The organism is Polaromonas sp. (genome assembly GCF_035638815.1).
GTDB lineage: Bacteria > Pseudomonadota > Gammaproteobacteria > Burkholderiales > Burkholderiaceae_C > Polaromonas.
Window position 1 is genome coordinate 118,096 of the sequence record NZ_DASQZG010000027.1, and the last position, 23,846, is coordinate 141,941.

Below are 23,846 nucleotides of genomic sequence, written 5' to 3' on the forward strand. Positions count from 1 at the left end.
CCCTACATTGAGGTCCGGCGGTCAAGCACGCGTTTGGCCTTGCCCATGCTGCGCTCTACCCCGCCCTCAGCGCGCAGCTCAACATCGGCCGTGACTCCAATGTAGGCCTTGATGTCGTGCTGCAAACGACGGGCCGCATCTTGGGCAAGCGAGTGACCGGGCGCCAGACCGGGGCGGGTTTCAATGACCACACTCAGGCAGTCCATTGCGCCATCGCGCGTCAGGATGCACTGGTAATGCGGCGCGAGTTCAGCGCGCTTGAGAATCAGTTCTTCAATCTGCGTGGGAAACACATTGACGCCGCGCACAATCATCATGTCGTCACTGCGGCCGGTGATTTTTTCCATGCGCCGCATGGTGCGCGCAGTGCCCGGCAACAGACGGGTCAGGTCCCGGGTGCGGTAACGGATGATGGGCAAGGCCTCTTTGCTCAGGCTGGTAAAAACCAACTCGCCCATCTGCCCGTCGGGAAGCAACTCACCGCTTTCAGGGTCAATGATTTCCGGATAGAAATGATCTTCCCAGATCGTTGGTCCATCTTTGGTTTCCACACACTCGCTGGCAACGCCAGGCCCGATGACTTCACTCAGCCCATAAATATCCACCGCATCCATACCCATGCGTTTTTCGATAGCGCAGCGCATGTCATTGGTCCAGGGCTCGGCGCCAAAGATACCCGTACGCAAGCTTGAGTTAGCGGCGGACAGTCCCTGCTTTTCAAACTCATCGGCGATGGCCAGCATGTAGCTGGGCGTGACCATGATGATGTCGGGCTTGAAATCAGCGATCAGTTGTACCTGGCGCTCAGTCTGCCCACCCCCGAAAGGCACAACCGTCAGCCCCAGCTTTTCGGCTCCGTAGTGCGCCCCGAGGCCACCCGTGAACAGCCCGTAGCCATAGCTGATATGCACCAGATCGCCCGGCCGCGCACCGGCCGCCCGTATGCTGCGCGCCACGCACGCTGACCACATGTCCACATCGTTTTTTGTGTAGGCCACCACGGTTGGTTTGCCAGTGGTGCCGCTGGACGCATGCAGGCGCACACATTGCTCGCGCGGCACGGCAAACATGCCAAACGGGTAGCTGTCCCTCAGGTCCTGTTTGGTGGTGAAAGGGAATTTGGCAAGGTCTGCCAGTGTTCGGCAGTCGTCGGGATGTACGCCTGCTGCGTCGAACCTGGACCGATAAACTGGCGAATGCCGGTATGCATGCCGCAGGGTGGACTGCAGGCGTTTGAGCTGCAAGACGCGCAGCTCGTCCACGCTTGCTTTTTCGATGGGCTCAAGAGGAAAACTTTTCATGGCTGGTCCGCAATCACACTACCGGCAATCTGCGCGCTTTTCCCGCGAAACATCGCCACCACCTCGCCACGCTGGTTGCTGACCTTCATATCGTAAATGCCATGCCGCCCCTGCAGGGTCTGCTCCACGCCTTCGCAGCTCAGTACGTCGCCCAGTTGCGCTGGTTTGAGGAATTCAATGCTGCATCCGGCCGCAACCGTGGTCTTATTGTGGCTGTTGCATGCAAAGGCAAAGGTTGAGTCGGCCAGCGTGAAAATCAGTCCGCCGTGACAGATGTTGTGGCCGTTGAGCATGCACTCGCGCACGGCCATACGCATCAGTGCGCGCCCCGGCTCGCAGATGACCAGCTCCATTTGCATAAACTCCCGCGACGCACTGTCGGCAGCAAACATCGCCTGTCCGACGCTGTGGGCTAAGTCTCTGGCGTCCATGGCTAGATACCTTTGAACGTTGGCGGGCGTTTCTCAAGAAAGGCCGTTACGCCCTCGATGTAGTCATGGGTTCGGCCCAGTGCGGACTGGGTATCTCGCTCCAGATCAAGCTGGGCATCCAGGCTATTGGTAGCGCCCTCATGCAACAGGCGCCGCGTGGCGATGAGTGCCTGCGTCGGCATGGTTGCCAGTCGCTTGGCAAGCAGCATGGCTCTGCTCAGGCAGTCTTCATCTTCGCCCGCTACATCCCAGATCATTCCCCACTCCCGGGCGTCTTTAGCGCTCAGTTTGTCGCCCAGCAGGGCTGCACCCATGGCCCGGGCCAGTCCCAGCCGCTTGACCAGAAACCATGTGCCGCCCGCATCGGGAACAAGACCAATCTTGCTAAACGCCTGGATAAAGGTGGCAGCCGGCGCCGCGATCGCGATGTCACAGGTCATGGCCAACGATGCGCCCGCTCCCGCTGCTACGCCGTTGACCGCCGCAATAGTCGGCATGCGCAGCTTTTGCAGGCGCCGTACCGTGGGGTTGAAGGCCTGGTCAATCACCGGACCGGGGTTGGCGCGCTCCACCAGATCCGGACCGGGCGCAAAGTCGAATTCGCTCAGGTCGGCCCCGGCGCAAAAACCGCGCCCCGCCCCGGTGATCACCAGAGCGCGAATCCCCGGGTTGGCCTCGGCCCGATCCAGGCCGTCCCACAAATCACGGTGCATCTGCCGGGTAAAACTGTTGAGCGCTTGCGGGCGATTAAGCGTGAGCAAGGCTACAGCGCCTTCCTCGGCGTACAGCACGGTGGATTCGAGCGGGACATCGGTCATAAGCATCTCCTGCCGCAAATTTAGCATTAACCGACCCATCGGTCGGTTAATATTTTCCCTTGCCAGTGCTGCCGGGCCGCGTGGCATGATTGATCAAAAGGACCTCTCCATGACATACGAATTGATTGTTACCAGAACCGAAGGCCGCGTGGGTATCGTCACCCTGAACCGGCCCAAACAACTCAATGCCCTGAACGACCAGCTCATGGACGAGCTGGGCGCGGCGCTCAAGGCTTTTGACGCAGACGACAACATCGGCTGCATGATTTTGACTGGCAGCGAGAAAGCCTTTGCGGCCGGCGCAGATATTGGCGCGATGGCGGGCTACAGCTTTGCGGACGCCTACAAGGGTGACTACATCACGCGCAACTGGGAGCAGATCCGCAGCATCCGCAAACCGGTGATCGCCGCTGTCAGCGGCTTTGCATTGGGCGGCGGTTGCGAGCTGGCGATGATGTGCGACTTCATCATTGCGGCGAACAACGCCAAATTTGGCCAGCCTGAAATCAAACTGGGGATCATTCCCGGTGCGGGCGGTACTCAGCGTCTGCCGCGGGCGGTCGGCAAAGCCAAAGCCATGGACATGGTCTTGACCGGCCGCATGATGGATGCCGCCGAAGCCGAGCGCAGCGGCCTGGTCAGCCGTGTGGTGCCGCTGGAAAAGATGATGGACGAAGCGCTGGGCGCCGCGCTGCAAATTTGTGACTACGGCCAAATAGCAACCATGGCGGCCAAGGAATCCGTGAACCGCGCCTACGAAGGCACGTTGTCAGACGGCATCACGTTTGAGCGCCGCCTGTTTCACGCCCTGTTTGCAACCAGCGACCAGAAGGAAGGCATGGATGCCTTTGTCACCAAGCGGAAGGCAGCGTTTACACATAGCTAGCCCCCACGGTCGCTCACAACGCGCAAGCTCCCTGCCCCCCGAGGGGGCCGCTGCGCCTGCGGCCTGGCAAAGCCAGATCCGCGGCCCCTGCTTGATTGAAGAGCGAACAGCTGCGCAGCGGGGAGGCAATGGTAAGGGGGGCTGCTTGGTTTGGCTATAATATCTGTCGCGCGGTGATATAGCTCAGTTGGTTAGAGCGCAGCATTCATAATGCTGATGTCGGTGGTTCAAGTCCACCTATCACCACCAAGATTTCGGGGCCTGGGAGAGAAGTACTTCCGGGCCCTTTTCACTTTACAGCCTCTGGATAGACACCATGAAACGCTGCACAAAAGATCTCCTCAAGGCAATGCCAGCCGTGATGCTGGCATTTTCAGCCATCCTGACGGCCGTCCCAGCCTCCGCGCAATCCGACACCCCCGTACCCGAGAATGTCCGCAACTTTCCGAAAGCTGCCCTGCGCGGAATGCTGGTGGTCCGCACGCCGCCCGAAATCAGCATGAATGGCAAGGCGGACCGGCTATCGCCCGGTGCTCGCATCCGCAATGTCAACAACACCTTTGTCACCTCAGGCGCTTTGATCGGGCAGGAACTGCCCGTGAACTACACCCGCGACAGTGCGGGCCTGGTGCATGAGGTCTGGATACTGAATGCCGCTGAAGTGCAGGAAAAACGCGAAGGCATGCCGGCGCGTAATTTCAGCTTCGGATTCGAGTCCACGCCCGCTGCGCAGGACGACGGCAAGACGCCCTACGACCAGTTGCCGCGCTACAAACAGTAGCCCCTTTTTATAAAGCGGAATCGGCACATCGCCCTTTATCCACGGGCGATTTCAGCTACCTTTTCGATAGCAAATCATGAGCAAAAAAGTTTTTATCAAAACCTTCGGGTGCCAGATGAACGAGTACGACTCGGACAAAATGTCTGACGTGCTGCACGCGGCACAGGGCTACGAGCCCACTACCAATGTGGACGAAGCCGACCTCATCCTGTTCAACACCTGTTCGGTGCGTGAAAAGGCGCAGGAAAAAGTATTCAGCGATCTTGGTCGTGTGAAGCACCTGAAGAAAAAAGGCGTGTTGATTGGTGTGGGTGGATGTGTCGCCAGCCAGGAAGGTGACGCCATCATTGAGCGGGCGCCGTATGTTGACGTGGTCTTTGGCCCCCAAACCCTGCACCGCCTGCCAGAGCTCCTGGCGAAGCGCCAAAGCCTGGGCCGTTCGCAGGTGGACATCAGTTTTCCAGAGATCGAAAAATTTGACCATCTGCCGCCCGCCCGAGTCGAAGGTGCTAGCGCCTTTGTCAGCATCATGGAAGGCTGCTCAAAATACTGCAGTTATTGCGTGGTGCCCTACACGCGTGGCGAAGAAGTTTCGCGCCCCTTTGAGGACGTGCTGGTCGAAGTCGCCGGTCTGGCTGACCAAGGCGTGCGTGAAATCACTTTGCTGGGTCAAAACGTCAATGCCTACCGCGGCCCCATGGGCAACACGTCGGACATTGCCGATTTCGCCACGCTGCTGGAGTACGTGTCCGACATCCCGGGCATAGAGCGCATTCGTTACGTCACCAGCCACCCCAATGAATTCACGCAGAGTCTGATTGACGCCTATGCCAACCTGCCCAAGCTGGTGAACCACCTGCATCTGCCCGTGCAGCACGGTTCAGACCGCATCCTGATGGCCATGAAGCGCGGCTACACGGCCATGGAATACAAGAGCACGGTACGCAAGCTGCGCGCCATTCGCCCCGACTTGGCGATGAGCAGCGACTTTATCGTCGGCTTTCCCGGCGAGACGGACGACGATTTCAGCAAGATGATGAAGCTGATCGACGATGTGGGTTACGACACGTCGTTCAGCTTTATTTTCAGCCCGCGTCCGGGCACACCTGCCGCCAATCTGGCAGACAACACGCCACATGCTGTCAAGCTGCAGCGCCTCCAGCAACTTCAGGCGGCGATTGATAACAATGTCCGCGCCATCAGCGCCAGCCGGCTCGGCACAGTGCAGCGTATTCTGGTTGAGGGGGCCTCGCGGAAAGACCCGTCCGAGCTGATGGGCCGTACCGAGTGCAACCGCGTGGTCAACTTCAAAGGTCAAGCCCGGCTGATTGGCCAGATGATTGATGTCACCATCACTGAAACCTCGCAGCGCTCGCTGCGGGCTGAAGTTGTGCAGCGGGAAGATCTGGCGCTGCCCGCTTGAAGAGTCGCGCCCGGCGCTGACGCCATTCAGTTGCTACCAATTTAGTAGCAAACAATGGCCGTTGAACAAGGGCAAACGCCCAATTCGGCTAGCAATCGACAGCGAATCAGAACTTGGGCATGCCTTTCATGCCGCCCATGCGCTTCATCATTTTCATCATGCCGCCGCCCTTCATCTTTTTCATCATGCCTTGCATCTGCTCAAACTCATTGAGCAGGCGGTTCACCTCCTGAACCTGCACACCCGAGCCCGCGGCAATGCGGCGCTTGCGGGTGGCCTTGATCAGCTCTGGCTTGCGGCGCTCCAGCGGCGTCATGCTCTGGATGATGCCTTCCTTGCGGCGTATGTCCTTCTCGGCTTTGCCCATGTCGACCTGGCCCGCCTTGGCCGCCATCTCCGCGGGCAGCTTTTCGAGGAGGCTGGACAAACCTCCCATGCTTTTCATCTGCTGGAGCTGGGCTAAAAAGTCATTCAGATCAAAGCCGCTGCCGGACTTCATCTTGGCGGCGAGTTTTTGCGCCGCTTCCATATCCACACCCGCGGTGACCTGCTCCACCAGCGCCAGGATGTCACCCATGCCGAGGATGCGCCCAGCGTGACGCTGGGCATCAAAGACCTCAAGCCCGTCAATTTTTTCGCTGGTGCCCGAGAACTTGATCGGCGCGCCCGTGATCTGCCGCACGCTGAGCGCGGCCCCGCCACGCGAGTCACCGTCGGTCTTGGTCAGGATGATGCCGGTCAGAGGCAGCGCCTCCTTGAAGGCTTTGGCGGTGTTGATGGCATCCTGGCCCTGCATGGCATCCACAACAAACAGCGTTTCAACCGGATTCAGGGCGGCATGTAACGCCTTGATCTCTGCCATCAACGCTTCATCGATCGCCAGCCGGCCAGCAGTATCCACCAGCAGCACGTCGAAAAAGTGCTTGCGCGCATAGTCCAGTGCTGCCAGTGCAATATCCACAGGCTTTTGGTCTGTGCTGCTGGGAAACCACTCTGCACCAGCCTGCTTGGTCACGGTCTTGAGCTGCTCGATAGCCGCCGGCCGGTAAACGTCGCCTGAAACCGTCAGGACTTTTTTCTTGCGCTTCTCGATCAGGTGTTTGGCCAGCTTGGCGGTAGTGGTTGTTTTACCCGCGCCCTGCAGACCGGCCATCAGAATGACCGCCGGTGGCTGGGCAGCCAGGTTGATGTCACTGACGCCTTCGCCCATGGTGGCGGCAAGCTCGCGGTTGACGATGCTGACCAGCACCTGCCCGGGCGAGAGCGAAGCCATCACCTCCTGACCCATCGCCTTTTCCTTGACGCGGGCGATGAAATCGCGCACCACAGGCAAGGCCACGTCGGCTTCCAGCAAGGCCATGCGAACTTCGCGCAGCATGTCCTGGACATTGGATTCCGTGATACGGGCCTGACCGCGCATCTCCTTGACGAGGCGGGAAAGTTTGTCGGTAAGGGCAGAGGCCATGAGTCAGGCTCCACAACTGGAGCGATAGGGGGTAAAAGAGGGTCCGGGCGCGCAGCCCAGAAGCTAAACTGTAGCCATGATTTTAACTTTGAGCGCTGGGTGGGGTCTGGCCACGGCCTTGGGCGCCGCGCTGGCCTACGCGGTACTCGCGTTGGCGACACCCCATCTGCGCGATGGCACGACCCGGGGCATCGTGGCGTTGGCCTGGTTGCTCCATGCCATGACCCTGGCCATCGGACTGCTCGGCGAACCACCGCGCTTCGGGTTCGCCCCCGCGTTGTCCATGACGGTCTGGCTGGTGATGAGCGTTTATGCGCTGGAAAGCCGATTGTTTCCGCAACTCAAGGCGCGCTGGGCTCTGGCTGGCCTTGGGACGGCCGCCGTACTGCTGGCACTGGTCTTTCCGGGTTCTGCCTACACGCGCATCGCCTCGCCGTGGCTCCCCCTGCATTGGGCGCTGGGCATAGCTTCGTACGGTTTGTTCGCCGCTGCGGTGGTGCACGGCTGGCTCATGAACCGATCCGAGAAGTCCATCCGGTCAGCTTCGCAGGCTGATACCGGTGTTCCTTTGTTGACTCTGGAGCGATTGACCTTTCGTTTTGTGCAAGCAGGCTTTGTCTTGTTGACCGCAACCCTTTTGGTGGGATGGCTGTTTGCCGAGACGCTCTATGGCCCGGGTCTTGCGGGGCAATGGAACCACAAAACCGTTTTTTCTGTGCTGGCCTGGCTGGTTTTTGCCGGGCTGCTCCTTGGCAGGGCCCGCATGGGCTGGCGCGGCCGCAAGGCGGTTCGCGTGCTGTACCTTGGGTCTGGCCTGTTGCTGCTGGGTTATGCAGGCTCGCGTTTTGTGCTTGAAGTCATTTTGAAGCGCGCATGAAATACCTGATTGTTCTTGTTGTGGTTCTGGTTGGCATCTGGTTCTGGCGGAACAACCGTCGCGCAGCGCTGCGTGAGAAGGCGCAATCCCGTGCAGCAGCGAAACCCGTTGCGGGCCCCCATCAACATGCAACGGAGGTGGTGGAATGCGCAGTTTGCTCGCTCCACTTGCCCCGTATCGATGCGTTGCCTGGCGGACGAGGCATGTATTGCAGCGAAGCACATCGCCGGCAGGCTGAAAAATAGATGCGCGCCGAAGCAGGCCAGTCGTGGTTTGAGCCGGTAGACAAAGCTTCTGGCGTCTGGCACTCAGACTCACGCAGTGAATCGTTCGCCCGCCTGTGGCGCGCTTTTATGACTGCGCGGGTGACGATCGCCAGCTTGTTGCTGACATTGCAGGCGTCTATTTATGCGTTAGGCCAGCCGTTACGCGAGGGAATGATCCTGCTGTGTCTGGCCTATTTCGCAGCCGCCGTGGCGGTCCGCGTATGGGCTCACCCCAAGCCCCCAGGCAAGACTTTCGATTCGCAGTGGCTGGCCAGCGTGGGGGTCGATGTGCTGGCGTTCTCGGCGCTGAATTTTTTGCAGTCGGGCGCCATCAACTACACAGCACTCTTTGCCCTGCCAGTGTTGCTCGCCTCCGTGCTAGGGCCAATTTTGCTGGCTTTGGGTACGGCTGCCAGCGTAACCCTGCTGCTGCTCGCTGACGCGTGGTGGGTATCGCTCCAAACCACGGTCGACCCGACAGCGCGCTTTCTTCAGGCAGGCTTGAGTGGATCCGGATTTTTCGTTGTGGCGCTGCTGGCCAACCAGCTGGCCCTTCGCCTGTCGCGCGAAGAACAACGCGCGCAGAGCAGTCAGTCCATCGCACGCATGCAGACGCAAGTCAATGAGCTTGTCATCGACACCCTCGTGGACGGCGTGCTTGTGGTTGATACCAACGGCATTGTCCGTGCCGCCAATCCTGCATCGCGCCGTTTGTTGACCACGCAGGGCGTCGCTCGACCCGCCCCTTTCATGCTGGCAGCCGATGCCGCCTGGCAGCCCCTGGTCGAACTGGCGCAAATGACCTTTGTGCGGCGAATGCCGCAACAAGCCGACGTGAGCCTTGAGCAGGCGTCGGGCCACGCCAGGCGTCTGCAGGTGCGCACGCGTTTGGCGGACTCGCGCGACGGCTCGAATGAGAACCTGTGCGTGATGTTTCTGGAAGATCTGCGCGAGATGGAGGCGCGGGTTCGCACCGAGAAAATGGCGGCCATGGGGCGCATGTCCGCCGCCGTTGCCCATGAAATCCGCAACCCGCTGGCGGCTATCGTCCAGGCCAACGCCCTGCTGGAAGAAGATTTACAGGACGCGGGGCACCGCCAGCTGACCGGTATGGTCACGCAAAATGCGCAGCGGCTTGCCAGAATCGTTGAAGAAATTCTCAACATCTCGCGTGTGCAAGAGCAATCTCCCCAGGTTGAAACGCGGGCATTGGCCCTGGACGACACCGTGAGCAGCATCTGTTCCGATTGGGCCCTGCAAAACGCCTCAGGCCACCGACTCAAGCTAAGCCCGGGCGCCGCCCAGGCATTTGTCCTGTTTGAATCCGAACACCTGCGACGCCTGATGGTCAATCTGCTGGACAACGCCTTGCGTTATGCAAGCGGGGCAGCCGACGCGATTCAGGTGAGTACCCAGTTGCCCGCGCCGGGTCAGGTCAGGCTGTCCGTCTGGAGCGATGGTCAGCCCCTGGAAAAAACAGTTCAGTCCCATTTATTTGAGCCCTTCTTTTCTTCCGAAAGCCGTTCCAGCGGACTGGGTCTGTATATTTGCCGCGAACTGTGTGAGCGCCATGGTGCACTGGTGGGCTATCAGCGGGTGTCGCGCAGCGGCATCAGCGGCAACGAGTTTTTTGTGATCTTCCGGCGAGCCGACATGACGGCCGTATCAGCCCCCGTGACATTTGAGCCCCGGCCACTTGAGACCGGACGCGACTGGAGCCTCTCATGACCCCGTCCCTTCGAGCGAACATTCTGGTCATAGATGATGAACCTGACCTGCGGACCCTCTACGAACTGACTTTGTTGCGGGAAGGTTACCGGGTGGAGGCCGCGGCCGATTTGACGCAGGCACGCGCCCAGCTGAAGGAAAAGCAGTTTGACGCGGTGATCACGGACATGCGCCTGCCTGACGGGTTGGGCCTGGAACTGCTGCGGGAAATGGTCATCCAGCAGCGCCCTGAACGATGCGTCGTTATCACTGCACACGGCTCTGCTGAAAACGCGGTGGAGGCGCTCAAAGCCGGCGCCTTTGACTACCTGACAAAACCAGTAGATCTCAAACAGTTCCGCAGCGTGGTGGCATCGGCCATTCAGGGCTCGGCAGCACAAACAGTCCAGATGGGTGGGGAACGGAGCAAGGCTTCCCATGAAAGTGTTGCGGCTGCCAAACCCCATAACACCGGCACGCCTGCTGCTACGCTGCAGCGACTGGTGGGCGAGTCTGCGGTGATGCAGACAGTCAAGTCCCGAATCGCAAAAGTGGCGGGAAGCATGGCCCCGGTCTTGATTCATGGCGAGTCGGGTACCGGAAAAGAGCTGGTGGCGCGGGCGGTGCACGACTGCAGCCATCGCGCTGCCGGACCCTTTGTTGCGGTGAACTGCAGCGCCATCCCCGAGAACCTCCTGGAGGCCGAATTTTTTGGCGCGCGCAAAGGCGCTTACACCGGTTCAGCTCAGGATCGCCAAGGCTACTTTCAGGCGGCCAAAGGAGGAACCCTCTTTCTGGACGAAATTGGAGATCTGCCGCTTGCCATGCAATCCAAGCTGCTGAGAGCCATTCAGGAGCGGGTCGTCAGGCCACTCGGCTCTACGCATGAGGACACTGTTGACGTTCGCATCGTCAGCGCAACGCACAAAGACCTGGGCGCCGAAGTGTCTACGGGCTCTTTTCGGCAGGACCTGTACTACCGGCTCAACGTGATTGAAATCAAGGTCCCTCCCTTGCGAGAGCGGCGGGAGGATCTGCCCGACCTGTGCCGGGCCCTCTTGGGACGGATTTGCAGTGAATCAGGTTTACCCATAGCGGACGTTTCAGCGGAACTTCTGCAAGGTCTGCAGTCGCATGCCTTTGACGGCAATGTTCGGGAGCTGGAAAATCTTTTGCACCGCGCGGTGGCACTTGGCGAAGGCGGAGCCTTGCAACTTGAAGCGCCGACTACCCCTCAGGTACATGCGGCCCACCCTGTCACTGTTTCCGTGTGCGTGCCCGCGAATCTTCAGGATTTTCTGGACAATCAGGAGCGCGACATCTTGTGCAAGGTATTGCAGGAAACCGGTTTTAACCGCACAGCGGCGGCCAACAAGCTGGGGCTTAGCCTGCGCCAGATTCGCTACCGAATCGCCCGACTGAACATTGTTACCCCTGGCGGTGACAACACAATCGATGAACACCAGCCCTGAAACGGTTCCGCTCTGGAACAAGGGCTGGTACCGATTTGCCCGGGAACAGGCGTCACCCAACTATGGCTCACGGCCTGCCGGCGCTCGCATAGATTTGATCGTTGTGCACTCGATCAGCCTGCCGCCCGGCGAGTTTGGCAACGGCCAAATCCAGCGCCTCTTCGCAAATCAACTCGACTGGGACGCTCACCCCTACTTTCAAAGCATTCGGGGTCTGGAGGTTTCGGCCCATTTCTTTATCAGCCGTAACGGAGAGCTGTGGCAGTTTGTCAGCTGCGATGACAGGGCGTGGCATGCGGGCGAGTCTTTTTACCGGGGCAGAGCGAGCTGCAACGACGACTCGATAGGCATCGAGCTCGAAGGTCTGGAAGACGGTTTGTTCGAATCTGCGCAATACGAAACCCTTGCAAGCATCAGCGCAGCATTGTTGCGCCAATACCCGGTGACTCACCTGGCTGGCCACGAACACATTGCGCGCGGCCGCAAGCAGGACCCTGGAGCTGGTTTCGACTGGCCCTTGCTGCAACGGGCCTTGGGCTTGCCGGCTAAGTATTTTCCCGAAAGTGTCTGAGCTGCGCCACGGGTAATAAAACCCATCGGTACTCACGCGGGGAAAAGGGAAGTGAACTCCATCCACCACCGCGAGGCGGCGTAAGGCTTGCCAAGCAAAAGCGCGCGGGGAAACGCATGAACACGGCCCGACAAGCGTGCACGGCGTGACAGGACAAGGCTTTGCAGGGCGAACGCCCAGCGCAACAAGCACGCTCGCCTCGCCTCCCGAATCGCTACACAAAGTAACGACGACTCAAGATCTTAAAACACTACCGGTAGTGCTTGATCTCGCTTCGGACCCTAGGTATAGTGTCTAGGCCCCCATATTTCAAATTGATGTATTCGGGCTCCGCAACCCAAGGAACCCCCGCCAACCAGCCCTTAAAAAGCCTTTTATGGCAAGCGTCAGCTCATCCAGTTGCCCTGAATCACATCAACGCACCAACAACAAAATACAAAAGAGGAAATCAATGCATACAGCTCAGCATGTCGTCACCGCCACCACCGGCGCACCCACAGCTACCCACTCATCCGGCAGCAACACCCACAACAACACCCTGGCCCACTACCAGATCATCCGCCGCAATGGCGCGGTTGTTCCTTTTGAGCCAAACAAAATCGCCATTGCGATGATGAAAGCTTTCCTGGCAGTGCATGGCACCCAGGGGGCGGCTTCGGCCAGCGTGCGTGAAACAGTGGATGAACTCACCCAGGCCGTCATGCGTGCGCTGATGCGTTCGCGCCCCGGTGGCGGCACCTTTCATATAGAAGACGTTCAGGACCATGTTGAGCTCGGTCTGATGCGTGGCGGCCACCACGAGATTGCCCGTGCTTATGTTCTGTACCGCGAAAAACGTACGCAGGAGCGTGCCCGTCAGCCGCAGGCCGCGGCAGCTCAGGCACTGCAATTGCATGTCATGGACGGCGGCAAAAAGGTAACTCTCGACATTGGCAAGCTGCAGGCGCTGATTGAAGCTTCCTGCGCCGGCCTTGGCGCCGAGATCAAACCAGATCCGATTGTTCAGGAAACCATGCGCAATCTGTACGACGGTGTCCCCATCGATGAGGTCTACAAGGCTTCCATTCTTGCGGCCCGTACCCTGATCGAAAAAGATCCGGACTACACCTACGCCACCGCCCGCTTGCTGCTGCACACCATTCGCCGCGAAGTTCTGGGCGAAGAAGTCACCCAGGAAGACATGGGTACCCGTTACGCCGAGTACTTCCCTAAATTTATCGCCAAAGGTGTCCAAAATGAATTGCTCGACGAAAAGCTCCAGCAGTTCGATCTGGCCCGTCTGGGCGCCGCAATCAAACCCGAGCGCGACCTGAAATTTGACTACCTCGGCTTGCAGACACTGTTTGATCGCTACTTCCTGCACGTACGCAAGCAGCGCATCGAACTGCCGCAGGCTTTCTTCATGCGCGTGGCCATGGGCCTGTCGCTTGACGAAATCGACCGCGAAGCACGTGCCATCGAGTTTTACGAAATCATGTCCTCGTTCGACTTCATGTCGAGCACGCCGACGCTGTTCAACGCAGGCACCCTGCGTTCGCAGTTGTCGTCCTGCTACCTGACCACGGTGGCCGATGATCTGGGCGGTATTTATGACGCCATCAAGGAAAACGCGCTGCTGTCGAAGTTTGCTGGCGGTCTCGGCAACGACTGGACACCCGTGCGCGCCCTTGGCGCCCACATCAAGGGCACCAACGGCGAGTCACAAGGCGTTGTGCCCTTCCTCAAGGTGGTCAACGACACCGCAGTAGCGGTGAACCAGGGCGGCAAGCGCAAGGGCGCGGTCTGCGCGTACCTGGAAACCTGGCATCTGGATATTGAGGAGTTTCTGGAGCTGCGCAAAAACACCGGCGACGACCGCCGCCGCACGCACGACATGAACACGGCCAACTGGATTCCTGACCTGTTCATGCGCCGCGTGATGGAAAAAGGCAGCTGGACGCTGTTCTCGCCATCGGACACGCCAGACCTGCACGACAAGTTTGGTGTTGACTTTGAAAAAGCCTACACCGCCTACGAAGCCAAAGCCGAGCGCGGCGAGATCAAGCCGTCCCGCAAGCTTCAGGCCGTGGACATGTGGCGCAAGATGCTTTCGATGTTGTTCGAGACCGGCCACCCCTGGATCACCTTCAAGGACGCCTGCAATGTCCGTTCGCCCCAGCAGCACGTTGGCGTGGTGCATTCATCCAATCTGTGCACCGAGATCACCCTCAACACCAGCGATACCGAAACCGCAGTCTGCAACCTCGGCTCCGTGAATCTGGTTCAGCACCTGAAAGATGGCGCGGTTGACCACGAGAAGCTGAAAAAGACAATCACCACGGCCATGCGCATGCTGGACAACGTGATCGACATCAACTACTACGCGGTCAAAAAGGCACGCGACTCCAATATGCGCCACCGCCCTGTCGGTCTCGGCATCATGGGCTTTCAGGATTGCCTGTACGAGTTGCGCATTCCTTATGCATCGGATGCAGCGGTTGAGTTCGCCGACAAATCCATGGAAGCGGTCTGCTACCACGCCTATTGGGCATCTACCGAGCTCGCCAAAGAGCGCGGCAAGTACACCACCTACAAAGGCTCCCTCTGGGACAAGGGCGTGTTGCCACTGGACACGCTGGACATGCTGACCAAGGAGCGCGGCGGGTATGTGGAAGTCGACCGGTCTTCAACAATGGACTGGGACGCGCTGCGCAAAAAGATTGCGAAAGACGGCATGCGCAACTCCAACTGCGTCGCCATCGCTCCGACGGCCACCATCTCCAACATCATTGGCGTGGATGCCTGCATCGAGCCCTGCTTCGGCAATCTCTCAGTCAAGTCCAACCTGTCCGGCGAGTTCACGGTCATCAACCACTACCTGGTGCGCGACCTGAAACGCCTGGGCCTGTGGGATGACGTGATGGTGGTGGACCTTAAACATTTCGATGGATCGCTGCGCCCCATTGACCGCGTTCCCCAGGACATCAAGGCCCTGTACGCCACGGCTTTTGAAGTGGATGCCACGTGGCTGGTCGAAGCAGCGTCGCGCCGCCAGAAGTGGATCGACCAGGCGCAATCGCTCAATATCTACATGGCAGGTGCGTCCGGCAAGAAGCTCGACGACACCTACAAACTGGCCTGGTTGCGGGGATTGAAAACCACTTACTACCTGCGCACCATGAGCGCTACACACGCGGAAAAGTCCACGGTGAAGGCCGGAAAAATGAATGCGGTTGCGTCGGGCAACACGGACGACACAGGCAGCATGAATGCAATTGATGCAGCAGCGGCAACAGCTCACGCGCAGATCAATGAGTCACCTGCTACTGACATCAAGTTTTGCGCTATTGATGATCCGGGTTGCGAGGCTTGCCAATAACAAAATCGATCGCGCTGGCGGAATATTCCTACACGCGTTTCGATGTAATTGAGCAACACTAATTTGCAGCGATGTGAATGAACACTTTTCATTTTGTATCGCTGCTTTCATAATCCACTTATTGGAAACATCTATGTTGACTTGGGACGAAGAAACAAAACCATCGTTGCAAAAATCTTTGACCAGCGGCTCGCCTGAAAGCCGCTCGATGGAACTTCCGCCTCTTTCTTTGCAGCAGCCTCAAGCAACACCGCGCATGCTTGACGACAGCGCCCTGACATCCGCACCACACCGTACAGCAACTGACACGCCATCGGCTACTGCCACTACGCCAGTTGCGAAGCGCGTAAAAGCCGCAGACAAACGCATCATCAACGGTCAGACCGACGTGAACCAGCTGGTCCCGTTCAAGTACAAATGGGCTTGGGAGAAATACCTCGCCAGCTGCGCCAATCACTGGATGCCACAGGAAGTCAACATGACGCGCGACATCGCGCTCTGGAAAGACCCCAACGGCCTGACCGAAGACGAGCGCCGCCTGGTCAAGCGCAATCTGGGCTTCTTTGTCACTGCTGACTCGCTGGCTGCCAACAACATTGTGCTGGGCACCTATCGCCACATCACTGCACCCGAGTGCCGCCAGTTTTTACTGCGCCAGGCTTTCGAGGAAGCCATCCACACCCACGCTTACCAGTACATCACCGAGTCCCTGGGGCTGGATGAAAGCGAGATCTTCAACGCCTACAACGAAGTTCAGTCGATCAAGGACAAGGACCAGTTCCTGATCCCGTTTATCGACGCGATCTCCGATCCCAACTTCAAGACCGGTACCCAGGAGACCGACCAGACCCTTCTCAAGTCACTGATCGTGTTCGCCTGCCTGATGGAAGGCCTCTTTTTCTACGTCGGATTCACGCAGATTCTTGCGCTGGGCCGGCAGAACAAGATGACTGGCGCCGCCGAGCAGTATCAGTACATCCTGCGCGACGAGTCCATGCACTGCAACTTTGGCATTGACCTGATCAACCAGCTCAAACTGGAAAACCCGCTGCTGTGGACTGCAGAGTTCAAAGCTGAGATCAAGGCCCTGTTCCTCAAAGCAGTGGAACTGGAATACCGCTACGCCGAAGACACCATGCCGCGCGGCGTGCTTGGGCTCAACGCGTCCATGTTCAAGGGCTACCTGCGCTACATCGCCAACCGCCGCGCCACACAGATTGGCCTGGAGACGCTTTTTCCGAACGAGGAAAACCCGTTCCCGTGGATGAGCGAAATGATTGACCTGAAAAAAGAACGTAACTTTTTTGAAACCCGTGTGATCGAGTACCAGTCCGGTGGTGCTCTTTCTTGGGATTGACAGCGTATTTACAACAATGATTTCAAGAATTGCATTGACCATCGACAGCACCGAAGAGTGCGCGTTGGGCTTTGCTCCTGTGTTCGCGGTGCTGGGCCCGGTTATCCGAAGGCCCAACGCCGTGAATCGCTTCGCGTACTCCAAACGTGAAGTGCTCTTTGCAATGTGATCAAGGAGAAAACTATGGCAACTGCGAAAAAATCTGCGGCTAAAAAAGCTGCACCAAAGAAAGCCCCTGCTAAAAAAGTAGCAGCAAAAAAGCCAGCGGCTAAAAAAGCGCCAGCGAAAAAAGCAGCAGCGAAAAAAGCTCCTGCTAAAAAAGCGCCAGCGAAAAAAGCCCCGGCCAAAAAAGTAGCGGCTAAGCGCCCTGCTGCGAAAAAAGCAGCGGCCAAGAAGCCTGCGGCGAAGAAAGTCGCGAAAAAGGTAGCGAAGAAGGCTCCAGCGAAGAAAGCTGCTGCCAAAAAGCCTGCCGCGAAGAAGCCTGCCGCCAAGAAAGCAGCGAAAAAGCCCGCTGCGAAGAAAGCCGCGAAAAAACCCGCTGCCAAAGCACCCGCTGCACCGGCTGCCCCTGCGGCTCAGACTACTCTGAACCCGCAAGCTGCCTGGCCGTTTCCGACAGCCAGCAAGCCGTAAGCAGTAAGGTACTTCTGCTTAAAGCCCGACATCGAAAGATGTTGGGCTTTTTTTATGGCCGGGTGAAGGACCCAGCTCGTAAAAACTACAGCCCGGTTTGCGCGGATGTCAGTGTGTAGTTCTGGCCACCACGGTAGGCAATCTTGTGCGCGCCAACCCGATTGCCCAGTTCCGCGCATCGAGCCAGAGACCAGCCCTGCTCAAGACCAAACAGCAAGGCACCGCGGAACGCATCGCCACAACCCGTGGGGTCCACCACCTCTTTGGCTGAAACGGGGGCCACCAAAGTCATCTCGCCGGCAACCCAGACTTCACACCCTTGGGCACCCAGGGTCACCACCAAGCCCTGCACCTTCCGCGAAATTTCCGCGCTGGACAGCCCGGTACGATCGCTGAGCAACTTGGCCTCGTAATCGTTGACTGTCACCCAGGTTGCCAACTCGATGAAGTGGGCCAGCTCCTTGCCATCGAACATCGGCAGGCCCTGACCCGGATCAAAAACAAAAGGAATGCCTGCCGCCCTGAATTGCTCGGCATGCTGGAGCATCGCGTCGCGTCCGTCAGGTGAAATGATACCGATCTTGATATCGGGTCGCGCCTGAACCGTGGTGGTGTGAGCCTGCCCCATCGCCCCGGGGTGAAAAGCCGTGATCTGGTTATTGTCCCGGTCCGTCATGATCATGGCCTGCGCGGTGTAGGCGTGTGCTACCTCGCGGATAAATTCGGTACTGATTCCCAGCTTGTCCAGCCGGGCTATGTACTCTGCGCCATCGCTTCCCACTGTGGCCATCGGCAAAGGCGTGCCTCCGAGTTGTTTGAGGCTGTAGGCTATGTTGCCCGCGCAACCGCCAAACTCACGCCGCAGGGCCGGGACCAGAAAGGATACATTGAGGATGTGGAGCTGATCCGGGAGGATTTGCTCGGCGAACCGCCCCTCAAAACTCATGATGGTGTCGAAGGCCAGGGAACCACAAATTACAGCAGGCATGGATGTCTCAATTCAGTCAAGGATAAAAAGCAAGAACCCGATACCCTGCAATACGCAGGGGGGCAGAAGGTTTGGGTGAAGATGCTGCAGAGGCGCTGGCATTGGCGCTGGTGACCAAGTTTGAAACCCGGATGGCGACCACACCCGAAAATTCTGCGCCGGCAGCCAAAGCGCCCTCCGTGGCGCCCAATTCACCAGGGGCAAGTATTCGACGCAGAAGTGCCTGGTCCTGCGTATCGGTCAAGGTCAGTTCCAGCGAAGGCATCGCCAAAGCGATTGCGCCGGCATTTTTGATGACAACCTTCAGGCGGTAGGCATCGGTCGCGATTTTATTGAAAGAAGAGCTGTCAATCAGCACCGATTCAATCTGTTTCGACGGCTCCACTTCGCAATTCAGGGGGCCACACACCGCTTGCAGGAGAGGACCCAATGAAGGCATCCACGCTGCAAGTGTGTTTCGCTGAAAACGCGCCACCTGCGCGAACAACACAAGAAGCAAAACGACCGCAGTGATCGCGAGCAAGCTGCGTACGCCTGCCCCGCGCCAAAAAGCATGGCGGCGCGCATCCCGTACAAAAGACACATCGTGCGCGCTTCGATCAGGCTCCTCCGAGTCCACAAAAACTTCTCGCTGCACCCTCGTCTGCGTTTCACGCGCTGGTTCCGGATCCGGCAAATGGGATAGTTCAGGATTGACGGACGAAACAAAAACATCTGCGGCTACGTCAGGCGGCAATGACACCTGTATTTCGGCCATGGAGGGGGGTTGCGAAGCTTCCTTTACAACCATGCCGTTAACCGGCGCCGCGGCGGCGACCTGGTCTGTGCTTGGTGCTACAAGGGGCGCCCACTCCGCCATCGGCGTTGGATCTCCTGCCAACTCGGGAGTGGTCGGGTCTGCCCGCTCTGCGAGGAGCGGCGAATCCGAAGGAAGCAGATGAGCCGCAGCATCGAATACTTCCGAGCAATGTCCGCAGCGGACCCAACCTTGTGAGATCTTGAGTTGATCAGCGACGACTTTGAACATCGTGCCGCAGGCGGAACAGCGCGTAATGAGGCTCATTTAGCGCTGTATTGTAAGGTGGGCATACGGCGCGAAAGCAAGACGTGCGGGAGCTGGATCAGAGGCTGGCCGTCATTAAAATCCAGCCGTCTTCCTCGTCAGACACCCGCAATTGGCAGTACGGTGCATAAGCGGCCTTGAGCTCATCTGCCTGTCGGGCCAGAATGCCAGCCAGCACGAGCGCCCCGCCGGGCGCAACCCTTGCGCACAGCAAGGGGGCCAATACCTTGAGCGGCGTGGCCAGGATATTGGCCAGCACGGTCTGGTACACACCGTTAACGGCGTCCGGCTGGCCTGCGTTAAGTTCCACATGATTGGCTTCAGCATTGGCCAGCGTAGACTGGACAGCGGAGTCATCGATGTCGACCGCGTCGATGTCAAGTGCGCCAAATTTGGCGGCACCAATTGCCAGAATACCCGAACCGCAACCGTAATCCAATACGCGCTCGAGGGGCGCACGCGAAGCCGCGCCCGAAATCCACTTCAGACACATCCGCGTGGTCGGGTGAGTGCCCGTTCCGAAGGCCAGACCGGGGTCCAGACGGATCACCTGCTTTGCTTGTTCGGGGGGCTCGTGCCACGTGGGCACAATCCAGAATTCGGGGGTGATTTCTACGGGCGCAAACTGGGATTGCGTGAGCCGAACCCAGTCCTGCTCCTGGACAGCCTGGATGGCAACCAGTTCGCAATCGCCAAAAAAGTCCTGCGCTGCCAGCACCACGGCGGCATGGCGCGCCAGCCCCTCATCCGCAAAGTGTGAGACCACCCGCGAGCGCTCCCAGCCAGCCTTGGGCGGCGGCATGTCGGGCTCCCCAAAAAGTGCCTGTTCGGCGGGCGTGTGCGCGTCGGCATCTTCCACCGACACACTCAACGCATCCAGGGCATCCAGCGCGTCGCTGAGGTTTTCAACCTGGGCCACGGGGGCGAGCAAGATCAGCTCAAACATCATGCATCAGACACGATGAGAGCCGAAGACACGCCACACAATAAGGCACCACGAAGGCCTACCTGTCACGCTTGGACAACCATTCTTCAAGATAGTGAATGTTGGTGCCGCCATCCATGAATTTTGCGTCGACCATCAACTCCCGATGGAGCGGAATGTTGGTGTTGATGCCTTCGACCACCGTCTCTGCAAGCGCGGTGCGCATGCGGGCCAACGCCTGTTCGCGCGTGTCGCCATGAACAATGATCTTGCCGATCATCGAGTCGTAATTCGGCGGAACGTAGTAGTTGGCGTAAATGTGCGAGTCCACCCGCACGCCCGGCCCGCCCGGCGTATGCCAGGTGGTGATGCGCCCTGGCGACGGGACAAATTTGTAGGCATCTTCCGCATTGATGCGGCATTCAATCGAGTGGCCCTTGATCTCAATCTGCCGCTGGGTGAAGGGAAGCCTTGCGCCAGCCGCAACTTCGATCTGGGTCTTGACGATATCGACGCCCGTCACCCACTCGGTCACCGGGTGCTCCACCTGAACGCGGGTGTTCATTTCGATAAAGTAAAACTCGCCGTTTTCGTAAAGGAATTCAAATGTACCGGCTCCCCGGTAACCGATCTTCTTCACGGCTGCCACACAGCGCTCGCCGATCCGCTCGATCAGTTTGCGGGGGATGCCCGGGGCAGGCGCCTCTTCAATGACCTTCTGGTGACGTCGCTGCATCGAGCAATCACGCTCACCCAGCCAGACCGCGTTTTTATGCTGATCCGCCAGAATCTGGATCTCAATATGCCGGGGATTCTGCAGGAATTTCTCCATGTAGACCTCGGGATTGCCGAAGGCAGCGCCGGCCTCAGCTTTGGTGGTTTGCACCGCGTGAATCAACGCGGCCTCGGTATGAACCACCCGCATCCCGCGCCCGCCGCCGCCGCCCGCAGCTTTGATAATGACCGGATAGCCCACCTGTTTGGCCGTGCGCTTGATGATGACCGGATCATCCGGCAACGCGCCTTCCGAACCAGGCACACATGGCACGCCCGCCTTGATCATGGTCTGCTTGGCCGAAACCTTGTCGCCCATGATCCGAATGGATTCTGGCGTGGGGCCAATGAATTTAAAACCGCTTTTTTCCACGCGCTCAGCAAAATCGGCGTTTTCGCTGAGGAAGCCGTAACCCGGGTGGATGGCCTCGGCATCCGTGACTTCCGCGGCCGAAATAATGGCCGGCATGTTGAGGTAACTCAGCGCAGAAGGGGCAGGGCCTATACAGACCGACTCATCCGCCAGCTTGATGTATTTGGCTTCGCGGTCGGCCTCTGAGTAAACCATTACAGCCTTGACGCCGAGTTCCCGGCAGGCACGCTGGATACGAAGCGCTATTTCGCCGCGGTTGGCGATCAGTATCTTTTTGAACATGCGTCGATTACTCGATCATGAAGAGCGGCTGTCCGTACTCCACCGCCTGGCCGTTTTCGCACAGAATTCGGGTGATCGTGCCCGACTTGTCGGCTTCAATTTCATTGAGGATCTTCATTGCCTCAATGATGCAGATGGTCTCGCCTTCCTTGACCTGGCTGCCGACGTCCACGAAAGACTTGGCGCCGGGACTTGGGGAACGGTAGAAGGTGCCAACCATCGGAGATTTGACCGCATGGCCTGCCGGTTCGGCTGGAGCCTCGGCGGCAGCAGCGGGCGCTGCGGCTGCAGCGGGGGGCGCAACGGGGGCAGCTACCATGGTCATCGCTGGCTGCATCATGGGTGTACCGCCCGACTTGACGATACGAACCTTGCCTTCGGCCTCAGTGATCTCCAGCTCGGATACATTCGACTCCGAGACGAGGTCGATCAGAGTCTTGAGTTTTCTTAAATCCATTTTTGCTCCACGCGGTGAATTGCACGCTTACCGGCTGTAGACTAGAGAGGGCCAGAAGCCCTCACCAGCGGTTATTTTCAGCTTCGCACGTCTTTTGGCGTTTAAAGTGATTTTAATTGGTCAAATCCGGCAATCTAGCCAGATCGAGACGCGAAGTGTAGCGCATCTGTACGGCGGCCACAGAGGCCTCCCCTAGGATTTTCAAGCCGCCCTGAGCCGCCGCCAAAAAGACATGCCGAAAAGACCGCTCTGCATAGGACGCGCGCGCATCGTCTTCCAAAAATCGGAAAAGTTCCAGCATTCAGCAATAACTACATTCAAGCTACACGAATGCGTGCTCCAACGGCGACCGAAAATGCCATAGCACTCGTGCGTGTGAGAACGAACTGTAACGCAGTTCTGGCTAGACCAACCGCGCCCATTGAGCGAGATCGTCCGGACTGACTTTGCCGCTTTTCCGATGCAGCACCTGCCCAGAGGCGCCGAAGACGACCGTGAAAGGCAGGCCACCCGACAAATTACCAAGGGATTTGCTGAGTTCTGTACCCTGGAATCCCGCCATGGCGACAGGAAAGCTGAGCGGCTTTTTCTGCAACCAGGCACGTACCGCGCTTGGTTGGTCAATTGCCAAGCCCAAGACCTGCCAATTTTTTAATTTATGTTCCTGATAGAAGGCGTCAATTAACGGGAGCTCTTCAACACAAGGGGGGCACCAGGTCGCCCAAAAGTTGACCAGGAGGGGACGACTGGCAAACCGACTCAGCGCCAGAGGCGAACCATCCGGGGTCTCAAACGTCAGGCGCCAAAAATCACTTTGAGCAGATCCCCCTGCGGCACCAGACGGAACGTCAGCCTCGCTTGCCTGCAGGCGCCACCAAGCGAGCCCGGCTCCGGCCAACCCGGCACCTACTGCAGCGCCTCCATATATAAGAGAACGGCGCTTCACAATGGTGTCCCTGTTGGACCTGGCTGGGCTGGAGTCATCAGCAATTTTTGCACGTCTGCCAGGTCCCCACGCGGTTTGCGGCCTTTTGCGTCGTGCTTCAGCGCACCGCGCAGGTCGTCGTGGTCGTAAATCATCAGATGCACGCCAACAGTCTCATGCAAGGCCTTGCAGTAGCTGCTCAGGCTCAAGGCCTCTACGCTGCCGCCGGTAAAGCCGGTGACGGTCCGCGGCTCGTAGTCAACCTGATGGTCAATCAGGGCAATTTCGGCGGATTTGGGGTCATCACAAAAAAGCTGGATGTAAATATCAGAGAGCCGGGTGGCCGTGCCATGCCAGACGGCGCCGCCCAGGTAAGGACGAAATGGCGCCATGCGCTCCATCCAGGTCAGGGCCAATTCCCGCAAGGCGGCGAGCTCCGCCGACTGTGTTTCCGCGCAAAAAAGCGCGATGTATTCGCGCACCGCGTCTTCTATTTCATCGTTGCCTGGCAGTTCGCTGCGGCTGGGCAGGTCCATCTGTTTGACGGCGCGGCGTTTGGCGGGGCCGTACTCCAGACCTTCCTCAACCACCATGGCCGCGGCGACGGCGGCAATTTCCAGCTTCAGGGTACGTGGGCTCACGAGTCTTTTCCGCAATGTGTGAGGGCCGATTTTGCACGGTTTGCCAACTTGCAGTCACTGGCTTTTCTGCGA

General features: G+C 58.6%; 22 protein-coding genes and 1 tRNA gene. 12 read left to right on the forward strand and 11 right to left on the reverse strand.

Features of this window, described 5'->3' with window-relative positions:
* Positions 1-2: 2 nt before the first annotated feature.
* From paaK to VE934_RS16765, 3 genes are read right to left on the reverse strand one after another with little or no spacing between them, the layout of a single operon-like run.
* The gene (gene paaK / locus VE934_RS16755) at positions 3-1,301 is read right to left on the reverse strand and encodes a phenylacetate--CoA ligase PaaK (protein WP_324889611.1); all 1,299 of its coding nucleotides are present in this window, start codon (positions 1,299-1,301) and stop codon (positions 3-5) included.
* Positions 1,298-1,732 carry a hydroxyphenylacetyl-CoA thioesterase PaaI gene (gene paaI, locus VE934_RS16760; protein WP_324889613.1) on the reverse strand — a complete coding sequence of 145 codons (435 nt, stop codon included), beginning with the start codon at positions 1,730-1,732 and terminating at the stop codon, positions 1,298-1,300. Before paaI ends, paaK begins: the two co-directional genes overlap by 4 nt.
* 2 nt (positions 1,733-1,734) lie before the next feature.
* Positions 1,735-2,550: an enoyl-CoA hydratase-related protein gene (locus VE934_RS16765; RefSeq protein WP_324889615.1), complete on the reverse strand. Its 816-nt coding sequence runs from the start codon at positions 2,548-2,550 to the stop codon at positions 1,735-1,737.
* 109 nt (positions 2,551-2,659) lie between these two features.
* Here VE934_RS16765 and VE934_RS16770 point away from each other — a divergent pair, with 109 nt between their 5' ends.
* The 4 genes from VE934_RS16770 to miaB all read left to right on the forward strand — a co-directional run bounded on the left by VE934_RS16770 (position 2,660) and on the right by miaB (position 5,640).
* Positions 2,660-3,436 carry an enoyl-CoA hydratase gene (locus VE934_RS16770; protein WP_324889617.1) on the forward strand — a complete coding sequence of 259 codons (777 nt, stop codon included), beginning with the start codon at positions 2,660-2,662 and terminating at the stop codon, positions 3,434-3,436.
* A gap of 172 nt (positions 3,437-3,608) precedes the next feature.
* Positions 3,609-3,685: transfer RNA gene (locus VE934_RS16775), tRNA-Met, on the forward strand.
* A 67-nt stretch (positions 3,686-3,752) separates the two neighbouring features.
* Complete coding sequence (locus VE934_RS16780; protein ID WP_324889619.1) at positions 3,753-4,217, forward strand: hypothetical protein; 465 nt, start codon at positions 3,753-3,755, stop codon at positions 4,215-4,217.
* A gap of 76 nt (positions 4,218-4,293) precedes the next feature.
* Positions 4,294-5,640 (forward strand): tRNA (N6-isopentenyl adenosine(37)-C2)-methylthiotransferase MiaB, encoded by a 1,347-nt coding sequence (gene miaB, locus VE934_RS16785; RefSeq protein ID WP_324889621.1) that lies wholly within the window; start codon positions 4,294-4,296, stop codon positions 5,638-5,640.
* Positions 5,641-5,746: 106 nt separating this feature from the next.
* On the opposite strand, the gene ffh is transcribed toward miaB, so the two are convergent.
* Entirely contained in the window at positions 5,747-7,105 is a 1,359-nt protein-coding gene (gene ffh, locus VE934_RS16790; RefSeq protein ID WP_324889623.1) for a signal recognition particle protein, read from the reverse strand.
* A gap of 76 nt (positions 7,106-7,181) precedes the next feature.
* Here ffh and VE934_RS16795 point away from each other — a divergent pair, with 76 nt between their 5' ends.
* The 8 genes from VE934_RS16795 (at position 7,182) to VE934_RS16830 (ending at position 17,346) form a co-directional block, all read left to right on the forward strand.
* Complete coding sequence (locus tag VE934_RS16795) at positions 7,182-7,982, forward strand: cytochrome C assembly family protein (protein ID WP_324889625.1); 801 nt, start codon at positions 7,182-7,184, stop codon at positions 7,980-7,982.
* Positions 7,979-8,227 (forward strand): PP0621 family protein, encoded by a 249-nt coding sequence (locus VE934_RS16800; RefSeq protein ID WP_324889627.1) that lies wholly within the window; start codon positions 7,979-7,981, stop codon positions 8,225-8,227. The genes VE934_RS16795 and VE934_RS16800 overlap by 4 nt, the downstream gene beginning before the upstream one ends.
* Positions 8,228-9,976 (forward strand): HAMP domain-containing sensor histidine kinase, encoded by a 1,749-nt coding sequence (locus VE934_RS16805; protein WP_324889629.1) that lies wholly within the window; start codon positions 8,228-8,230, stop codon positions 9,974-9,976.
* Positions 9,973-11,427: a sigma-54 dependent transcriptional regulator gene (locus VE934_RS16810; protein ID WP_324889631.1), complete on the forward strand. Its 1,455-nt coding sequence runs from the start codon at positions 9,973-9,975 to the stop codon at positions 11,425-11,427. Before VE934_RS16805 ends, VE934_RS16810 begins: the two co-directional genes overlap by 4 nt.
* A complete protein-coding gene (ampD, locus tag VE934_RS16815; protein WP_324889633.1) occupies positions 11,411-11,998 on the forward strand; it encodes a 1,6-anhydro-N-acetylmuramyl-L-alanine amidase AmpD in 588 nt (195 codons plus the stop codon). The genes VE934_RS16810 and ampD overlap by 17 nt, the downstream gene beginning before the upstream one ends.
* Before the next feature lie 451 nt (positions 11,999-12,449).
* Positions 12,450-15,356 carry a ribonucleoside-diphosphate reductase subunit alpha gene (locus VE934_RS16820; RefSeq protein ID WP_324889635.1) on the forward strand — a complete coding sequence of 969 codons (2,907 nt, stop codon included), beginning with the start codon at positions 12,450-12,452 and terminating at the stop codon, positions 15,354-15,356.
* Positions 15,357-15,489: 133 nt separating this feature from the next.
* Entirely contained in the window at positions 15,490-16,713 is a 1,224-nt protein-coding gene (locus tag VE934_RS16825) for a ribonucleotide-diphosphate reductase subunit beta (RefSeq protein WP_324889637.1), read from the forward strand.
* 183 nt (positions 16,714-16,896) lie between these two features.
* Positions 16,897-17,346 carry a histone H1-like DNA-binding protein gene (locus tag VE934_RS16830; RefSeq protein WP_324889674.1) on the forward strand — a complete coding sequence of 150 codons (450 nt, stop codon included), beginning with the start codon at positions 16,897-16,899 and terminating at the stop codon, positions 17,344-17,346.
* A gap of 85 nt (positions 17,347-17,431) precedes the next feature.
* Here VE934_RS16830 and VE934_RS16835 read toward each other — a convergent pair whose 3' ends face one another.
* The 7 genes from VE934_RS16835 to VE934_RS16865 form a co-directional block, all read right to left on the reverse strand.
* Positions 17,432-18,334, reverse strand: a complete 903-nt coding sequence (locus tag VE934_RS16835; RefSeq protein ID WP_324889639.1) for a carbohydrate kinase family protein — start codon at positions 18,332-18,334, stop codon at positions 17,432-17,434.
* A 16-nt stretch (positions 18,335-18,350) separates the two neighbouring features.
* On the reverse strand, positions 18,351-19,397 hold the full coding sequence (locus VE934_RS16840; protein WP_324889641.1) for a DUF3426 domain-containing protein: 1,047 nt from the start codon (positions 19,395-19,397) through the stop codon (positions 18,351-18,353).
* 58 nt (positions 19,398-19,455) lie between these two features.
* Positions 19,456-20,343, reverse strand: a complete 888-nt coding sequence (gene prmA, locus VE934_RS16845) for a 50S ribosomal protein L11 methyltransferase (protein ID WP_324889643.1) — start codon at positions 20,341-20,343, stop codon at positions 19,456-19,458.
* Positions 20,344-20,401: 58 nt separating this feature from the next.
* On the reverse strand, positions 20,402-21,751 hold the full coding sequence (accC, locus tag VE934_RS16850; protein ID WP_324889645.1) for an acetyl-CoA carboxylase biotin carboxylase subunit: 1,350 nt from the start codon (positions 21,749-21,751) through the stop codon (positions 20,402-20,404).
* Between the two features lie 7 nt (positions 21,752-21,758).
* A complete protein-coding gene (accB, locus tag VE934_RS16855) occupies positions 21,759-22,208 on the reverse strand; it encodes an acetyl-CoA carboxylase biotin carboxyl carrier protein (RefSeq protein WP_324889646.1) in 450 nt (149 codons plus the stop codon).
* Between the two features lie 403 nt (positions 22,209-22,611).
* On the reverse strand, positions 22,612-23,154 hold the full coding sequence (locus VE934_RS16860) for a TlpA disulfide reductase family protein (protein ID WP_324889648.1): 543 nt from the start codon (positions 23,152-23,154) through the stop codon (positions 22,612-22,614).
* Positions 23,151-23,726: a hypothetical protein gene (locus tag VE934_RS16865; protein ID WP_324889676.1), complete on the reverse strand. Its 576-nt coding sequence runs from the start codon at positions 23,724-23,726 to the stop codon at positions 23,151-23,153. Before VE934_RS16865 ends, VE934_RS16860 begins: the two co-directional genes overlap by 4 nt.
* Positions 23,727-23,846 lie beyond the last annotated feature (120 nt).

Coding starts and splice junctions, on each gene's coding strand:
- accB (WP_324889646.1), bottom strand. CDS start 22,208: ATGGATTTAAGAAAACTCAAGACTCTGATCGACCTCGTCTCGGAGTCG.
- VE934_RS16810 (WP_324889631.1), top strand. CDS start 9,973: ATGACCCCGTCCCTTCGAGCGAACATTCTGGTCATAGATGATGAACCT.
- miaB (WP_324889621.1), top strand. CDS start 4,294: ATGAGCAAAAAAGTTTTTATCAAAACCTTCGGGTGCCAGATGAACGAG.
- prmA (WP_324889643.1), bottom strand. CDS start 20,343: ATGTTTGAGCTGATCTTGCTCGCCCCCGTGGCCCAGGTTGAAAACCTC.
- ffh (WP_324889623.1), bottom strand. CDS start 7,105: ATGGCCTCTGCCCTTACCGACAAACTTTCCCGCCTCGTCAAGGAGATG.
- VE934_RS16865 (WP_324889676.1), bottom strand. CDS start 23,726: ATGGTGGTTGAGGAAGGTCTGGAGTACGGCCCCGCCAAACGCCGCGCC.
- VE934_RS16765 (WP_324889615.1), bottom strand. CDS start 2,550: ATGACCGATGTCCCGCTCGAATCCACCGTGCTGTACGCCGAGGAAGGC.
- ampD (WP_324889633.1), top strand. CDS start 11,411: ATGAACACCAGCCCTGAAACGGTTCCGCTCTGGAACAAGGGCTGGTAC.
- VE934_RS16770 (WP_324889617.1), top strand. CDS start 2,660: ATGACATACGAATTGATTGTTACCAGAACCGAAGGCCGCGTGGGTATC.
- paaI (WP_324889613.1), bottom strand. CDS start 1,732: ATGGACGCCAGAGACTTAGCCCACAGCGTCGGACAGGCGATGTTTGCT.
- VE934_RS16840 (WP_324889641.1), bottom strand. CDS start 19,397: ATGAGCCTCATTACGCGCTGTTCCGCCTGCGGCACGATGTTCAAAGTC.
- VE934_RS16830 (WP_324889674.1), top strand. CDS start 16,897: ATGGCAACTGCGAAAAAATCTGCGGCTAAAAAAGCTGCACCAAAGAAA.
- accC (WP_324889645.1), bottom strand. CDS start 21,751: ATGTTCAAAAAGATACTGATCGCCAACCGCGGCGAAATAGCGCTTCGT.
- paaK (WP_324889611.1), bottom strand. CDS start 1,301: ATGAAAAGTTTTCCTCTTGAGCCCATCGAAAAAGCAAGCGTGGACGAG.
- VE934_RS16835 (WP_324889639.1), bottom strand. CDS start 18,334: ATGCCTGCTGTAATTTGTGGTTCCCTGGCCTTCGACACCATCATGAGT.
- VE934_RS16820 (WP_324889635.1), top strand. CDS start 12,450: ATGCATACAGCTCAGCATGTCGTCACCGCCACCACCGGCGCACCCACA.
- VE934_RS16780 (WP_324889619.1), top strand. CDS start 3,753: ATGAAACGCTGCACAAAAGATCTCCTCAAGGCAATGCCAGCCGTGATG.
- VE934_RS16825 (WP_324889637.1), top strand. CDS start 15,490: ATGTTGACTTGGGACGAAGAAACAAAACCATCGTTGCAAAAATCTTTG.
- VE934_RS16795 (WP_324889625.1), top strand. CDS start 7,182: ATGATTTTAACTTTGAGCGCTGGGTGGGGTCTGGCCACGGCCTTGGGC.
- VE934_RS16800 (WP_324889627.1), top strand. CDS start 7,979: ATGAAATACCTGATTGTTCTTGTTGTGGTTCTGGTTGGCATCTGGTTC.
- VE934_RS16805 (WP_324889629.1), top strand. CDS start 8,228: ATGCGCGCCGAAGCAGGCCAGTCGTGGTTTGAGCCGGTAGACAAAGCT.